The organism is Microbacterium sp. W4I20, from assembly GCF_030816505.1.
Taxonomy (GTDB): Bacteria; Actinomycetota; Actinomycetes; order Actinomycetales; family Microbacteriaceae; genus Microbacterium.
In genome coordinates this window covers 2511033-2525969 of record NZ_JAUSYB010000001.1, presented here as the reverse complement: position 1 = coordinate 2525969, position 14937 = coordinate 2511033, and the positions used below count along the sequence as shown (strand labels likewise).

Here is a 14937-nt window from a genome sequence, read left to right as displayed (position 1 = left end):
TATCAGTTGTACAAACTTGTCAACCCGTTTCACGCTGGGGATGCACGATCATAGAGTGACGGCGAAGCGGAAGGCGAACGTGGCAGCGACATTGACCGACGTGGCACGGCGGGCCGGCGTGTCCATCGCGACCGCATCGCGTGCCTTCGGCGAGCCGGACCGACTGGCCGGCGGGACCCTCGAGCGCGTGCTGCAGGCAGCTACCGATCTCGGCTACGCCACCCCGCTCGCCGCCACCGCGACCCGCACTCTCGGTGTCGTCGTGCCCGACGTCGCGAACCCCGTGTACGCGACGCTCCTGAAGGCCATCCAGGGCCAGGCCTGGCACGGCCGGCACCGCATCGTCCTGTTCGACGCCGACGAAGACCTGCGGCGCGAGCAGGAGCAGATCGAGCAGGCCCGCAAGCTCGACGGGATGCTGCTGTGCTCGCCCCGCCTTCCCGACGCCGACGTGCTCGCTCTCGTCGGCGACACCCCGTACGTCGTCGTGAACCGGCAGATCGAGGGGGCGTCGTGCGTGCTGATGGACCCCGAGCACGGCCCGTCGCAGGCGATCGAGCACCTCGTCGCCCTCGGTCACGAGCACATCGCCTACGCCTCCGGTCCGCGCGGTTCCTGGGCTGACGTGCGCCGCGCCGACACGATCGCGCGGGCGTGCGAGCGGCACGGCATCCGCCTCACGCGCCTCAGCCATCACGCGGCATCGATCCAGGGCGGCCGCGCTGCGTCGGCGCTCGCCGCAGCCAGCGGGGCCACGGCCGTCGTCGCCTACAACGACCTCGTCGCCCTCGGCCTGGAGGCGGGGATGCTGGAGCTCGGACGCCGGTGCCCCGCCGACATCAGCATCGTCGGCATCGACGACATCGACCTCGCGGGTGCGGTGACGCCCGGGCTCACGACCGTGCGGATGCCGATCGCGCGCAGCGGCGAACTCGCCGTCGACCTGCTGCTCCAGTCGATGTCGAGTCGCGGCCCGAGCGAGGTCGTCACCCTCGGGTCGCAGCTCATCGTGCGCGCATCGACGGCCGCGCCGGCGGCCTGAACGGTGGCGCAGGGTCCGAGAGCGTCCGCAGCGGTCGAGGAAGCCACGCCCGTACGTCGGGCGCGATCACGGGCGGCGGATCTGCTGCTGCTCGCGGTCGCGATCGCGTGGGGATCGACGTACCTCGTCGCGAAGCTCTTGGTCACGGACGACTCCGTGCTGGCGATGCTCGCCGTGCGGATGTCACTCACGGCGGTCGCGCTCGGCGCTCTCCTCCTCCTGCTGCGTGCGAAGCTGACGCGCACGGCGTTCCGCGTGGGCGTGATCCTCGGCATCCTGCTCTCCACGGTCTTCGTCTTCGAGACGTTCGGCATCGCGATGACGAGTGCGACCAACGCCGGCGTCATCATCAGCCTCACCATCGTCATCACGCCGGTGCTCGAATCGGTGGTGATCAAGCGTCGGCTGGGTGGCCTGTTCTACTTCGCCGCGCTGATCGCGGTCGCCGGGGTGTACTTCCTGGCCACCGGCGGCTCGTTCACCGCCTTCGCTCTGGGCGACCTGCTGATCCTCGCGGCGGCGTTCGCTCGCGCTGTGCACGTCACCGGCATGCATCGCCTCACCGCGGTGCACCGCGTCGACTCGCTCTCGCTGACCTTCGTGCAGATGCTGACCTGCGCCGTCGTGTTCCTCGCGCTCTCCAGCATCTGGGGAGTGTCGATCGGCGAATACCTGACGGCCATGGACGCGACCGACTGGCTGTGGATGGCGTACCTCGTGATCATCTGCACGGTGTTCCCGTTCTTCATCCAGATGTGGGCGGTGCGCAAGACCTCGCCGACCCGGGTGAGCCTGCTGCTCGGGACCGAACCGGTCTGGGCCGCGCTGATCGGGGTCATGATCGCCGGCGACAGACTCGGTGCCCTCGGGATCGTCGGCGTCGTGCTCGTCCTCATCGGCACCATGTGGGGACAGCGGCTGGAGCTCCGCACGGCGCCGACGGCTCACTAGCTCAGTTGGCAGAGCATCGGACTTTTGAGCCGCATTCTGCCTGGTCGAACACCCTCACAGTGGCAAGGGCGTCACGCTTTCCAGATCGCTCTTGCGGGGAATGCCCGATACGGATCGTGACAACAACGCGGCGACGACGAGTTTCATCGACAGCATCTTGATATTCCGGAATGGGATGCCCCTTTCGTGATGTAGCGAAGGATGCCGAAGGGACCGCGCTACCTTCGGCATCCCGAGTTGTCAACGGAGGTGCTTCCGCGCAGCATCCGATCGATCCTGGGATATCCAACCGAAGGAGCACACGATGTCGAACCCTGAAGCACTCGCGAACAGCATCGAGCCTGAAGAGGGCGCCTTCCCCACCGACACCGAGCAGCCCGAGACGCAGGGCGACGAGCCCCTCGAGGCGGAGCTCGACGAAGACGGCCAGGGCGATCTGGCTCCCGAAGACGAGGGCAGCGGCCACAGCGGCGACGCCCCGAACGATCTGCGGACAGCCGAATGACCGGCGGAGCGGAGCGCGACGCCGGGTCGGCGAACGTCGGCTCGGCCGCAGAGTCCGACGCCCAGGCGCGCATCTCCGAGCACCTCGAAGCACGCGAGGGCGAGGATTCGGGTGAGCTGCTCTACGTGGGCGACACTCCCGCCGGCGGCGGCGGAGCCGACTCGGGCGCGGCAGCCGCGGTGGGTGTCGACGAAGCCACGGAGGCGTCGGCCAAGGAAGAGCTCGACTCGTATAGCTCCGAGCACAACGACGAACCCGGGATCGGCAACCGCTCCGGCGAGTGACCCCGCATACGAAGACGCGCCCCGGTGAAGATCCCGGGGCGCGTCTTCATGTCATCGACGCCTACGCGGCTGATGGATGCAGGACGACCTTGATGCAGCCGTCCTCCTTCTTCTGGAACGTGCTGTAGAGCTCGGGAGCGTCTTCGAGCGGTGCGTGGTGCGTGGTCAGATCCATCACTCCGAGCGGGTCGGCGGGGTCCTCGACCAGCGGCAGCAGGCCGTCGACCCAGTTCTTCACGTTGCACTGCCCCATCCGCATGCTGATCTGCTTGTCGAACAGGGTCTTCATCGGCATGATGTCGGCGTCGCCGGCATAGACCCCGCTCAGCGAGACGCTCCCGCCGCGTCGAACGGCATCGATGGATGCGTACACCGCCGCGAGTCGGTCGATGCCGGCCTTGTCGAGCACCTGTCGGGCTGCGGCGTCGGGCAGCAGGCTCACCGCCTTCTGCATGAACGCGACCCCGCCGTTGCCGTGCGCTTCGAGCCCGACGGCATCGACGACCGAGTCCGCTCCGCGTCCTTCCGTGAGGTCGCGCAGCTCGTCGACGATGGTGTCGGTGAGGTCGAACGTCTCGATGCCGTGGCGCTCGGCCATCGCGCGCCGCTCGGGCACGGGGTCGACGGCGAGCACCCGGTATCCGCGATGCCGGCCGATCCGCGACACGAACTGTCCGACCGGACCGAGGCCCATCACCGCGAGCGTGCCGCCCTCGGGCACCTGCGCGTACTCCACGCCCTGCCAGGCGGTGGGGAGGATGTCGCTCAGGAAGAGGTACCGCTCATCCGGCAGGTCCGACCCCACCAGGATGTGGTTGTAGTCGGCCAGGGGCACCCGCAGGTACTCCGCCTGACCGCCGGGCACCTGGCCGTAGAGCTTGGTGTACCCGAACAGTGACGCTCCGCTGCCGTACTCGCGCACCTGTGTGGTCTCGCACTGCGACTGCAGACCCCGCTGACACATGAAGCACTCGCCGCAGGAGATGTTGAAGGGGATCACGACCCGATCGCCGACCTTCAGCTTCGAGACTCCGGATCCCACCTCGACGACGACACCCATGGGCTCGTGGCCGAGGATGTCGCCCCGATCGAGGAAGGGCCCGAGCAGTTCGTACAGATGCAGGTCGGAGCCGCAGATCGCCGAGGAGGTGATGCGGACGATCGCGTCCTCCGGCTGCTGGATCGTCGGGTCGGGAACCTCTTCGACCGTCACCGTGCGCTTCTTCTGCCAGGTCAGTGCCTTCATCGTGTCCTCCGTGTGGTCTAGGTTCTTCCACGTTCCGCTCCGTCGACGGAATCGCACACCGGGTTGACAGGCGCGCTCCGACCTTGTCAAGCACCTCGCCAGGCGCCCATCTCGGCCGCACCATGGGGAGTTCGGACAGGAGGCATGATGGCGACCAACACTCGCGCGATGGACTGCACCCCGGAAGACGTGTTTCGCGTGCTCGGCAACGGCTGGCTCTATCCCGCCTGGGTGGTGGGTGCGTCGCGCATGCGAGACGTGGACGAGGCGTGGCCCGGCCCCGGCGCCGAGCTCCATCACTCCTTCGGCGTCTGGCCCGCGCTGATCGACGACACCACGCAGATGAAGGAGTGGGACCCGCCGCACCGGGCCGTGCTCCGCGCCCGCGGCTGGCCGGTCGGCGAAGCCACCGTCACCATCCGCGCGCGGAAGCTCAGCTCCGGGTGCCTGGTGCGCATCGACGAGGATCCCGTGAAGGGGCCGGCGACGCTGGTGCCGCGGTTCCTCACGACGCCGATGCTGCGCTGGCGCAACGCCGAGACGCTGCAGCGCCTCGCCTACCTCGCCGAGGGCCGCGCGGACTGATCCGCGAAGCCGTGGGCGGTCATTCTCCCGCGCTGTTCTTGAACTGCCGCTCCCAGTCGCGCAGTTCTGAGCGCCCGATGAGGGAGTCCAGGGACACCTGGAACAGCAGTCCCCTGCGGGCGTTGACCTGCTTGATGTTGTCGACGATCTGGGTGGTGACAGCCGCGAGCGCCTCGCGCACCTCGCCGATGCGCTCGTCCGGTGCATCCCAGAGGTCGGGCCGCGTCAGCAGGTCGAGCAAGTAGTCGCGTTCGAGCGCCGCCACGAGCCGCGCGAGCTTGTCGGAGTACTCCACCTCGGCGAGCACGCTCTGGTCCTCGCCGGCCTTCGCGTCCAGGCGCACGAACAGCTGCTCGACGTGCGAGGCGAGTGCGTCGATGCCGGCGGCCGTCTCTCCGGCGACGGGGTTGCCGGAGAGTGCCGCGTACTCGCCGCGCAGTTCGCGCAGCCGATCGACGCGAAGGCGGATGCCGGGCGGCACCGGATCCGCGCTCGCCGCAGGCACCCGGCGACGCCGACGTGCGATGAGGCCGAACGCGGTGCCGGCGGCCGCGACGAGCACCACGCCGCCGATCACGAGCGGCAGCAGCAGGTCGGCCCCGCCGCCGCCCGTGCTGCCGCCGGGTGACGACGGGATCTCCTCGGCGATCTGCTGCACGGTCTCGACGAGTGCCGCCTGCGTGTCGTCGCCGGCCGCAGTCTCACTCTCGTTGGCGATGCGCAGCGCTTCTGCGGGATCGATCGCCGTCGAGGTGGCCTGCACATCGTCGCCGATCGCCAGCACGATGGTCTTCTGATCCGACGCCTTCGCGATCTCGGTGAGCGCCTGCCCGGCATACGCCTCGTCCTTGGCCACCGCCGGCAGCATGACGATCGCGATCGACCCGTCATCGGGGAGGCTCTGCTGGAGCTCGGCCTTCAGCGACGCCGCCCCCGGGATGCTCGAGTCGACGTAGACGTTCTCGGAGCCGAGCCCCGCGACGGCATCGTTGACCCACGGGTTGTCCGAGGTCGACGCGATGATCATGCCCACCTCAGAAGTTGTTGATCACGGAGGCGAAGACGAGGTCGATGCGCTCGGCATCCGAGGCGTCGAACATCTGGCCGCCGGTGACGTCGGCGATGCGCTGCAGGGCCGTCGGATCCGCGCCCTCGCCGTAGGCGATCGTGAAGATGCGCACCGGGGCGTCGTCGCCGCCCTCCTTGGTGCTCTTGCCGATCTTCGCGATGAGCGAGTCGAGCGACGTCGCCGAATCCGTGTCCTCCCCGTCGGACAGCACGACGATCGCGTTGATGCGTCCGGGCTCCGCACGCTCCTTCATCGCCTTGTACGCGGTGAGCACCGCGTCGTAGAGCGGCGTGCCGTTGCGCTGCGCGTAGCGCAGGTCGTCGAGGGAGGAGTCCAGGTTCTCGCCGTCGGAGGCGAGCGGGGTGACGTCGCGCACCACCTGGATGCCCTCGCCCTCCTCGGACTCGATTCCGGTCGTGAACGCCCAGACGCCGACCTCATCGGACGAGCGGAAGTGCCCGAGCGTCGTCTGCGCCCCCTCGATCGCGCCGTCGAGGCGGGAACGGCCGTCGCCGATCGGGTCGTCCATCGACCCGGAGATGTCGATGAGCTCCAGCACCGACGAGGGCTTGCGCACCTGCGTCCACTGGTCGATCGCGGTGGAGATCACGTCGACTTCGGGCTTCGGGAGCGTGACGGCCGGCTGCGCGGGATCGACGCCGAACTTCGCCGTGAACAGGTCGCCGAGCGCGACCGATTCGTCGAGCGGACGGAAGCCGTACTCGGGGAGCACCTGCTGCGCGGGCTTCGTCTGCAGGAACTCGGCGAACGCCTCACCGGCCGCGCGCTGCTCGGCCGTCACCCAGTCGGCGCCGAGAACCGTGACGGGGTTGTCCGACCACATCGAGCCGCCGGCCGGGTAGACCGCGACGAGCTTGGTCTTCGGCGGGGTCAGCGTCTCGCCCGGCTGCACCGTGTGCGAGTCGGGGTTGCCTTTGTTGTAGTTGAGCAGCGAGGTCTCCTCGAGCGCGACGGCCGAGACGTACGCCGAGCCGTTGGCGCCGTTCTGCGTCTCGTCGTACAGCGTCGACAGCACGTTGCCGGTGGTGTCGCCGTAGTGGATCACGCACTCTTCGAACACGCGGGAGAAGTCGGCCGCGGCATCCACGTCGTCCGACGTCAGGCCCTCGGCCTTGCCGGACGCCTCGTACGACTGCATGAGGATCGTCGACAGCCCGGTCGTCGAGGTGTTGGGGTTGGTCTTCGAGATCTTGAAGGCGCCCCAGATGTCCTTGCCGACACTGCCCCACCCGTCGGGGTTCTGGCAGAGGCCCTCGAGGTCGGTGATGCTGATGGGCTTCGACGGCCAGCCGAGCGCCTTCGCCATCGGCTCCGGCATGCCGAACACGACCGGTGTGCGGGTGAACGAGGCCGGTGCTCCGACCAGGCTCGGCGAGGCAGCGGCGGCGACCCGATCGGTCCAGACGGTGGATGCCGGCGACCACAGCGTCGGCCATAGCGAACGGTCGTCGCTCGGCCAGTCGCCGCCCGCGGTCAGGTACCGCGCTGCGTTGCCCGACGAGACGTTGGTCGGGCGCACGGTGGCGCAGGTGTCGAGGCCGTCGTGCTCGGGGGACTCCTTGAACGCGGTCGCCAGCTCGTCGAGCATGTTGACCTTCTCCGACGAGGTCGCGATGGTGATGTGGGTGCAGCCGTCGTCCGGGAAGCCCTGGCTCTCCTCGGTCGTGCCGTCGTCGCCTCCGCCCGTGCACGCCGCCAGCACCAGTGCCGCGATCGCCGCAGTGGCGAGGGCGGTGGTCGTCCGCCGGGCGATGGACCGTCGTGCGTTGCGGGGCTCGCTCATGCGCCTAGGCTACCCAGGTATCGGGCTCCCGATCACGCACTTTCCGCATCGCCGCCTCGGGCCCTCACGGCGCGGTGCGCATGAACTCCTCGGCGGCACGCACCTGCTCGGCCGACGGGCGGATGCCGGTATAGAGCACGAACTGCTCGAGCGCCTGCAGCGTCGCCACCTCGGCTCCTGTGATGACGGTCTTGCCGGCAGCACGACCGGCGGCAACCAGGGGCGTCTCCGCGGGGAGCGCGACGACGTCGAACACGACGGATGCCGCGGCGATCGCCTCCTCCGAGAACGAGACCGCATGCTCGTCGGGGCCTCCGGCCATGCCCACCGGGGTGACGTTGACGAGGATGTCGGCGGTGGCGCCACCGGCATCCGGCATCCATTCGTATCCGTAGAGCGCGGCCAGCGCCGTGCCGTTCGCCTCGTTGCGGGCGACGATCGTCACGTCGGCGAAGCCTGCGTCGCGGAACGCCGCCGCGGTCGCCTTGGCCATGCCGCCCGATCCGCGCAGCAGCACCGAGGATTCCGGGGCGAGCTGATTGCGCTCGATCAACTCGGCGATCGCCGAGTAGTCGGTGTTGTAGGCAGTGAGCACGCCGTCGTCGTTCACGATGGTGTTGACGGAGTCGATCGCGGTCGCCGACGGATCCATCCGGTCGACCAGCGCGATCACCTCTTCCTTGAAGGGCATCGAGATCGCGCAGCCCCGGATGCCGAGTCCGCGCACGCCGCCGATCGCCAGGGCGAGATCGGTGGGCGCGAACGCCTTGTAGATCCAGTTCAGCTCGAGCGCCTCGTAGAGGAAGTTGTGGAACCGGGTTCCGTTGTTGCTGGGCCTCGCCGACAGCGAGATGCACAGCGTCATGTCCTTGTTCAGCATCGTCACCGCCTCAGGCTACTGCCTCGGGATGCCGTCGATCCGGGGAAGGACGGAGGGCCTCGCGACACTTTTCGGAACCCCCGGACGTCCGTGGCGAAGTTCCCGCTTCCTCCCCTATGGTGAAGGTGCATGCACAAGGGGATCGATCGTCTCCGTCCTTCCCCAGAGGACAGGTGCCTTCCCCAGAGGCAGGGCGATCCGTGCATGCGATTGGGCCCTCTCGAGTAGTTCAGTCCCCAATGGGCTACTCGAGGGGGCCGCTATCGTCCGCGCACCGTTTTTCCGGTTTGTCCCCCAAAAGGGGGACAAGGATGCCGAAAAGGGGTTAGGCTGTCTCTGACGCACCCTCCGGTCGTCTTCGGCCCTCATCGCTCCCCCCGCGGTGAGGGCCACACCATTTTCCGGGCCCGCATCGCGGCCCGATGCCTGCACCGCAGACGCCCCGTCAGATGACGGACGGATGCCGCTCGTGCAACATTTCGGTTACCTTCTGGCACTGGCTATTCCGCTCAGCGCCTGCTCCGTTAGCGTTAGCGCTGTCGGGGCACCCCTGCGTCGGCTTCTTCATCAGTAGAACGAACAGGCAGTACATGAGCACTCAGGGCACGGTCAAGTGGTTCAACTCGGAGAAGGGCTTCGGCTTCATCTCCCCCGACGACGGCGGCGCCGACGTATTCGCGCACTACTCCGCCATCGAATCATCCGGCTACCGGTCTCTCGATGAGAACCAGCGAGTCGAGTTCGACGTCGCGCAGGGCCCCAAGGGCCTGCAGGCAGAGAACATCCGTCCGCTCTAAGCGGTCGGAACAGAGAACTCCCCGACCGGATGCGCCTCGTGCGTCATCCGGCGGGGAGTTCTGTGCTTGTGGCGGGTCCCGCAGCTTCGCGCGAGTCGTCAGGCGAGCAGCAGCGCGCGCAGTTCGGCGACGGACGACACGCGGAACGCGGCCTCGTCGCCTTCGTGGTGCTCGCTGAAGCCCCACTCGACGAAGATCACCGGCACGCCGTTGGCGTTCCCGCCCTCGACATCGTGATGCCGGTCGCCGATGAGCACGGGACGCGAGGTGTCGGCGCCGAGTTCGCGCAGTCGGCGCAGGGCTTCGGCGACGATGTCGGTCTTCGATGCGAGCGTCGCCTCGTCAGGCGTGGCTCCGACCGTGGTCAGGAAGGCCGGGCGCAATCCGAAATGGTCGATCAGGGCATCGACCTGGATCTCGGGCTTCGAACTCGCCGTCGCCTGGGGCACGCCGGCGGCATGCAGGTCGTGGATCAGCTCGATCATGCCCGGGTACGTCGCCGCGTCGGTCGTGTACCCGTCGGCCTTGCCGAGCGTGCGATAGAAGGCGACGGCCTCGGTGGATTCCGCCGGGGTCATACCCGCCTGGTCCTGGAAGGAGTCGAACATGGGCGGCCCGATCCAGTGGATGAGCTCCGCGCGGGTCGGCGCCGGCCGGCCGAAGTGGGTGAGCGCGATGTCGAGCCGGCGGAGGATGCCGACGGATGCATCGACGATGGTGCCGTCGACGTCCCACAGCACGCAGGAGTAGGGAGAGGAGGCCATCCCTCCAGCCTATGGGGCCGCGGGCGGAGGTCAGTCCTTCCTGCACGGGTGTGCAGCGGATGCTGTTTTCCACAGTTCGTGCACGGACTTCTGAGCGCTGACTACAGTCCGAAGAGGCCGCTGAATCGGCGGGGAGAGGAGCTGCGCGTGCTGATGGAGTTGATCCTGATCGCTGTCTGTTGCGGCGCGATGCTGGTCGCCATGTTCTGCTCGTTCGGGTGGATGTTCGCGCGATCGGACGCGCGCCTCGCCAGAGCGGAGTCCGTTCGCCAGGAGAAGAGAATCGCTCGGCTGGACGCGAGGATCGAGACGCTGGAACGTCGGCTGGCCGCGCGTCAGAACAGCCGGGGGATGCCGGACTCGATGCCCTTCATGTCGTCGTAGTCGAGCACGAGGCAGCGGATGCCGCGATCCTCGGCGAGCACGCGCGCCTGTGGCTTGATCTCCTGCGCGGCGAACACGCCCTGCACGGGGGAGAGGTGCGGGTCGCGGCCGAGGAGTTCGAGGTAGCGGGTCAGCTGCTCCACGCCGTCGATGTCGCCGCGGCGCTTGATCTCGACCGCGATCGCGGCACCGTCGGCATCCCGCACCAGCAGGTCGACCGGACCGATCGCCGTCGGGTACTCGCGACGCACGAGGGTCGCGCCCTCAGAGATGCGCTCCACCTGCTCGGCGAGCAGCCGCTGCAGGTCGGCTTCGACGCCGTCCTTCTGCAGGCCCGGGTCGAGGCCCAGCTCGTGCGAGGTGTCGTGGATGATCTCGTAGATCTGCACGCGCAGCGCATCGCCGGTCTTCTTGTGCGTGACGCGCCACACCTCGACGACGCCCGCGCTCGCCTCTTCCTCGCCGGGAACCTCGCTCGAGAGCGAGCACGGCGGGCTCATCCAGTTCAGCGGCTTGTAGCTGCCGCCGTCGGAGTGCACGAGAAGACTCCCGTCGCCCTTGTGCACGAGCAGACGCGTGGCGAGGGGAAGGTGGGCGTTGAGCCGACCGGTGTAGTCGACCGAGCAACGGGCAATGACGAGACGCACCCGTCGAGCCTAGCCGCCGACAGCCGTCTTCTCGTCGTCGCGGAGCGGACGCGCCGCTCCCGAGAAGAGCCCGGATGCCACGACCAGACCGACCAGGATGAACAGCGTGTTCAGCAGGCCGATGTGCTCGCTGATGATGCCGAGCACCGGGGGCCCGCCGAGGAACGCGACGTAGCCGATGGTCGCCGCCGCGCTCACACGCGCCGCCGCCTTCGCAGGGTCGTCGGCCGCGGCGGACATGCCCAGCGGGAATCCGAGCGACGCGCCGATGCCCCACAGCGCTGCGCCGACGAGCACGAGCGGAAGGGTGGGCGCGAGGATGAACAGCAGGATGCCGGATGCCGCGGTCAGGGCCAGGATGCGCAGCATCGTCACACGGCCGAAGCGGTCGACGAGCGGACCGCCGAACAGGCGCACGACGGTCATCCCGATCGAGAACACCGCGAGTGCGACGGCGCCGGATCCTTCGGCGAGACCGTGCCCCTGCTCGGTGCCGAGCGCGATCCAGTCGTTCGCGCCGCCCTCGGCGAACGACATGCCGAGCATCACCATGCCGAGCAGATAGGTGCGCGGCTCGCGCCAGGCCTCGAGGGCGACGTGCATGCGCTGGCGGAACGCGGGCTTCTCGTGATCTTCCGGATCGAGCGCCGCCTGCTGCGCGGGGACCTGGAAGAAGCACAGGAACGCCACGACGATGATCAGCACGCCCACGACCGATGCGTGCGTGGCGACGTCGATCGAGAGATGGGCGGCCAGGGCGCCGAGGCCGGCGCCGATGACGGTGCCGAAGCTGAAGAAGGCGTGGAAGACGGGCAGGATCGTCTTGCCCATCTGCTGCTCGATGGCGGTCGCCTCGACGTTCATCATCACGTCGATGCTGCCGTTGCCGAAGCCGAACAGGATCATCCCGGCGAGCACGATCGGCACCGACCCGAACACGTTCGCACCCAGCCCGACGAGCGCGATGCCGACGGCGAAGGTCAGCATCGCCAGGAGCATCCCGCGCCGAGCGCCGGTGCGCGCCATCACCACGGGGCTCGTCGAGATGCCGATGATCGAGGCCAGTCCCATGCCGAGCAGGATCAGGCCGACCTGCGCGTTGTCGAGCTCGAGCGCCTGCTTGATCCCCGGCACTCGCGACGCCCATGTCGCGATCGAGAGTCCGCTGGCGAAGAAGATGGCGAAGATCGCGGCGCGCCAGCGCACGAACTGCGAACGGGTGAGGGCGGTATCCATGCGGGACAGCATATCGAATCGATTCGACTCCGGTGTGCGGAAGGGAGCTATCCTCGAAGTATGACCAGCAGGGAGACGCCGCGCCGAGCAACGATCGCCGACGTCGCACGCGAGGCGGGGGTGGCCACCTCCACGGCCTCCGTCGTGTTCAGCGGCAAGGCCAAAGTCGCCGCGGCGACACGCGAACGCGTCCTCGCCGCCGCCGCTGGACTCGGATACGCAGGGCCGGACCCGCGCGCGGCATCCCTGCGGCGCGGACGCAGCGGCATCGTCGCGGTGGTGCTGGAAGGCGATCTGCGGGCGGCGTTCCTCGACCCGGTGACGACCGCCATGATGGACGGCCTCACCGATGGCCTCGCCGACCTCAGCGCCGGCATCCTCCTGTTGCGCGATGAACCAGGCGAAGAAGGATCCGCGTTGGCGAACGCACCCGTCGACGCTTTCGTGCTGATCGGATGCTCGGGGCGCACCCGGGCATCTCTGGAGGTCGTACGTGGTCGCGGTCTCCCCGTCGTCGTCATCGAAGGAGACGCGGGAGAAGACGTGCCGCGCATCACCCTCGACAACGCCGCGGCGTCGGCCGCCGTCGCCCGGCACCTGTACGACCTCGGCCACCGAGACGTCGCCCTGGTGACGCTTCCCGTCGACAGCGAGCGCGAACGCGGGACGGTGACCGCGGACCGCATCGCGACCGCCACCGTCGACGTCACGGTCGATCGGCTCGCCGGGCTCCGCGAGGTGTTCCCCGACGCTCCGGCGATCTCGGCATCCGGCAGCCTCATCGACGAGGGCGTGATCGTCGGACGGATGCTGCTCGAAGACGCCGCTGCGCGCCCGACCGCCGTCATCGCGCAGAGCGACCTGCTGGCGGTGGGAGTGATCCGCGCGGCGGAGGAACTCGGGCTCCGGGTGCCGGAAGACCTCTCGGTCGCGGGGTTCGACGGGATCGCCGTGGACGGTCTCGCCGACGTGACACTCACCACGAGCGTGCAGCCGGCCGTCGAGAAGGGCCGTGCGGCGGGCGAGCAGGTCGCGCGGATGCTGCACGGCGAGCCCGGGATCACGCAGCACCTGACCTGCGTGCTCCGCATCGGGACGACGACGGCGGCGCCTGCGGCGCGTTGAGCGGAGATTGCCGAGCCACGCGCTGGGTTGCCGAGCCTGTCGAAGCACCGCCGCCCTTCGACAGGCTCAGGGACCCAGCGAGCCGCACGCAGGGACCCAGAGGTGCGTCAGGAATGCGGCGGACCGAGCGGGAGTCTCGCGTCGCCGAAGTCGAGGATGCGGTAGCGGCCGCAGACGACGACCTCGTCGGGAATCGCCTGCACCGGCAGCTGCCACTGCACCGTCTGTGCGTCCTCGACGAGGAATGACACCTCGCCGGGATCGAAGTCGCGGCGGTCGACCAGCCACGCGTAGCCGTTCAGTTGATGGTCGACCTGCACCAGCTGCGCAGGGTCCTCCGCATGCAGCTTCGGCAGCCGAACGGTCCAGAACTGTCCGGCGCCCGTGCGGCCCGATGTATCGACCCAGTCGGTGACGCAGTCGAGATCCGGGTCCGGGGCGTTCGCCGCGTTCGCCAGGCGCGGGACGCTGAGTGCTGCGCCGACGAGCACGAGCACCCCGACGACGGCGACCAGCTGACGCGTCGCGCGGCGCGGCAGTCGCACGGCGCGGGGCATCGCGACGAGCGCGAGGACCGGGGCGAACACTACCGGCTGCAGGTATCGCGCGGCGTGCGTGCCGAGCGCCACGGCGCCGACCACGACGAGCACCGGGAGGACCCAGGCCGCGGCCGCGACCAGGCGAGCGCCGGCATCCTCCGCCCGAATCGTGCGACGGACCGCCCACGCGATGAGCGCGAGCGTCAGCAGGCAGCCGAGCACTCCGAGCGGTGTGGAGAGGCGGTCGGCGAACAGGCCGCCATAGTAGGCGACGGACTCGGTCCAGCGCTCCGGCTGCGCGTACCCCGCGCCCGTGTTCGCGATCCATGCCGCGAACGGAATGCGACCGAGGAACCCCAGCGCTGTGCCGCCGATCAGCACCGCCAGCAGCGTCAGCATCCGCCCCCTGCCTGCCCGCCGCAGAGCAGAGGACGCCAGGATGACAGCGAGTGGAACCGTGGCCCAGGCGGCGTACAGCGGATTCGACAGCGTCGAGATCGCGGCCACGGCACCGAGGGCGACCAGTAGACCGGCCCCGCCGCGTTCACGATCGATCACGCGCCGCGCCAACCCCACCGAGAGGACGCCCCCGACCACCGTCGCCGAGTAGTAGGTCGTGGTGAGTTGCAGTGAGGCGAGGTCCAGCGCATCGCGCGATGCGGTGGTGTCGGTGGCGGCGACGAGACCGAACGTCACCAGTCCCAGGAGCGCCCACGCCACGGGCGCCCGCCCCTCCCGCCGACGACCCGCCGCCACGCGCAGCGCCCCGTAAAGAGCCAGGAAGTTGACCACCGCGCTGACGGCGAACACGCCGTTCGCGTCGAACGGGAGTGCGGCATCGAGGCCGGCGAACACTGCCGCCTCGGGCAGGAAGAGAACGCTTGAGAGCGCCCAGTCCTGCGGTCCGCCGTCGAGGAGAGAACGGGCGAGCATCGCGACGATCAGCGAGTCGCCGTCGCGGAAGAGCAGCTCCGAACGAGCGGATGCCGCGACCTGCGCGGCGACGATGATGGCGACGCCGAGAGCGCCCAGCCACCCCGCCAGTTCGCGCATCCAGACCCGCCGCATGACCGCTACTC

Annotated in this window: 15 protein-coding genes; 7 read left to right on the top strand and 8 right to left on the bottom strand. The window is 69.0% G+C overall.

What is annotated here, in order from left to right:
* The first annotated feature begins 55 nt into the window (after window positions 1-55).
* The 4 genes from QFZ21_RS12285 to QFZ21_RS12270 all read left to right on the top strand — a co-directional run bounded on the left by QFZ21_RS12285 (window position 56) and on the right by QFZ21_RS12270 (window position 2782).
* Window positions 56-1042 (top strand): LacI family DNA-binding transcriptional regulator, encoded by a 987-nt coding sequence (locus QFZ21_RS12285; RefSeq protein WP_307378222.1) that lies wholly within the window; start codon window positions 56-58, stop codon window positions 1040-1042.
* A 3-nt stretch (window positions 1043-1045) separates the two neighbouring features.
* Window positions 1046-1993 (top strand): DMT family transporter, encoded by a 948-nt coding sequence (locus QFZ21_RS12280; protein WP_307378220.1) that lies wholly within the window; start codon window positions 1046-1048, stop codon window positions 1991-1993.
* A gap of 304 nt (window positions 1994-2297) precedes the next feature.
* On the top strand, window positions 2298-2498 hold the full coding sequence (locus tag QFZ21_RS12275) for a hypothetical protein (protein ID WP_307378218.1): 201 nt from the start codon (window positions 2298-2300) through the stop codon (window positions 2496-2498).
* Complete coding sequence (locus tag QFZ21_RS12270) at window positions 2495-2782, top strand: hypothetical protein (RefSeq protein WP_307378217.1); 288 nt, start codon at window positions 2495-2497, stop codon at window positions 2780-2782. The genes QFZ21_RS12275 and QFZ21_RS12270 overlap by 4 nt, the downstream gene beginning before the upstream one ends.
* 61 nt (window positions 2783-2843) lie before the next feature.
* Here the strand turns inward: QFZ21_RS12270 and QFZ21_RS12265 are convergent, their stop codons facing one another.
* Window positions 2844-4028 (bottom strand): alcohol dehydrogenase catalytic domain-containing protein, encoded by a 1185-nt coding sequence (locus QFZ21_RS12265; RefSeq protein WP_307378215.1) that lies wholly within the window; start codon window positions 4026-4028, stop codon window positions 2844-2846.
* A gap of 147 nt (window positions 4029-4175) precedes the next feature.
* Between QFZ21_RS12265 and QFZ21_RS12260 the strand changes: the two genes are divergently transcribed.
* A complete protein-coding gene (locus tag QFZ21_RS12260) occupies window positions 4176-4613 on the top strand; it encodes an SRPBCC family protein (RefSeq protein WP_307378214.1) in 438 nt (145 codons plus the stop codon).
* A gap of 19 nt (window positions 4614-4632) precedes the next feature.
* Here the strand turns inward: QFZ21_RS12260 and QFZ21_RS12255 are convergent, their stop codons facing one another.
* The 3 genes from QFZ21_RS12255 to QFZ21_RS12245 form a co-directional block, all read right to left on the bottom strand.
* Window positions 4633-5640, bottom strand: coding sequence for a hypothetical protein (locus QFZ21_RS12255; RefSeq protein WP_307378212.1), 1008 nt, complete (start codon window positions 5638-5640; stop codon window positions 4633-4635).
* A gap of 7 nt (window positions 5641-5647) precedes the next feature.
* Window positions 5648-7486 carry a substrate-binding and VWA domain-containing protein gene (locus QFZ21_RS12250; RefSeq protein WP_307378210.1) on the bottom strand — a complete coding sequence of 613 codons (1839 nt, stop codon included), beginning with the start codon at window positions 7484-7486 and terminating at the stop codon, window positions 5648-5650.
* A 64-nt stretch (window positions 7487-7550) separates the two neighbouring features.
* Window positions 7551-8372 (bottom strand): shikimate 5-dehydrogenase, encoded by an 822-nt coding sequence (locus tag QFZ21_RS12245; protein WP_307378209.1) that lies wholly within the window; start codon window positions 8370-8372, stop codon window positions 7551-7553.
* A gap of 584 nt (window positions 8373-8956) precedes the next feature.
* On the opposite strand from QFZ21_RS12245, the gene QFZ21_RS12240 reads away from it, so the two are divergent.
* The gene (locus QFZ21_RS12240) at window positions 8957-9163 is read left to right on the top strand and encodes a cold-shock protein (RefSeq protein WP_046014597.1); all 207 of its coding nucleotides are present in this window, start codon (window positions 8957-8959) and stop codon (window positions 9161-9163) included.
* 98 nt (window positions 9164-9261) lie between these two features.
* Here QFZ21_RS12240 and QFZ21_RS12235 read toward each other — a convergent pair whose 3' ends face one another.
* From QFZ21_RS12235 to QFZ21_RS12225, 3 genes are all read right to left on the bottom strand, one after another.
* The gene (locus tag QFZ21_RS12235) at window positions 9262-9927 is read right to left on the bottom strand and encodes an HAD hydrolase-like protein (protein WP_307378204.1); all 666 of its coding nucleotides are present in this window, start codon (window positions 9925-9927) and stop codon (window positions 9262-9264) included.
* 335 nt (window positions 9928-10262) lie between these two features.
* Window positions 10263-10958, bottom strand: coding sequence for an endonuclease NucS (nucS, locus tag QFZ21_RS12230; RefSeq protein ID WP_307378202.1), 696 nt, complete (start codon window positions 10956-10958; stop codon window positions 10263-10265).
* 9 nt (window positions 10959-10967) lie between these two features.
* Window positions 10968-12194, bottom strand: a complete 1227-nt coding sequence (locus QFZ21_RS12225) for an MFS transporter (RefSeq protein WP_307378201.1) — start codon at window positions 12192-12194, stop codon at window positions 10968-10970.
* Between the two features lie 60 nt (window positions 12195-12254).
* Here QFZ21_RS12225 and QFZ21_RS12220 point away from each other — a divergent pair, with 60 nt between their 5' ends.
* A complete protein-coding gene (locus QFZ21_RS12220) occupies window positions 12255-13319 on the top strand; it encodes a LacI family DNA-binding transcriptional regulator (RefSeq protein ID WP_307378199.1) in 1065 nt (354 codons plus the stop codon).
* Window positions 13320-13426: 107 nt separating this feature from the next.
* Here the strand turns inward: QFZ21_RS12220 and QFZ21_RS12215 are convergent, their stop codons facing one another.
* Entirely contained in the window at window positions 13427-14926 is a 1500-nt protein-coding gene (locus tag QFZ21_RS12215) for a hypothetical protein (protein WP_307378197.1), read from the bottom strand.
* Between the last annotated feature and the right edge of the window lie 11 nt (window positions 14927-14937).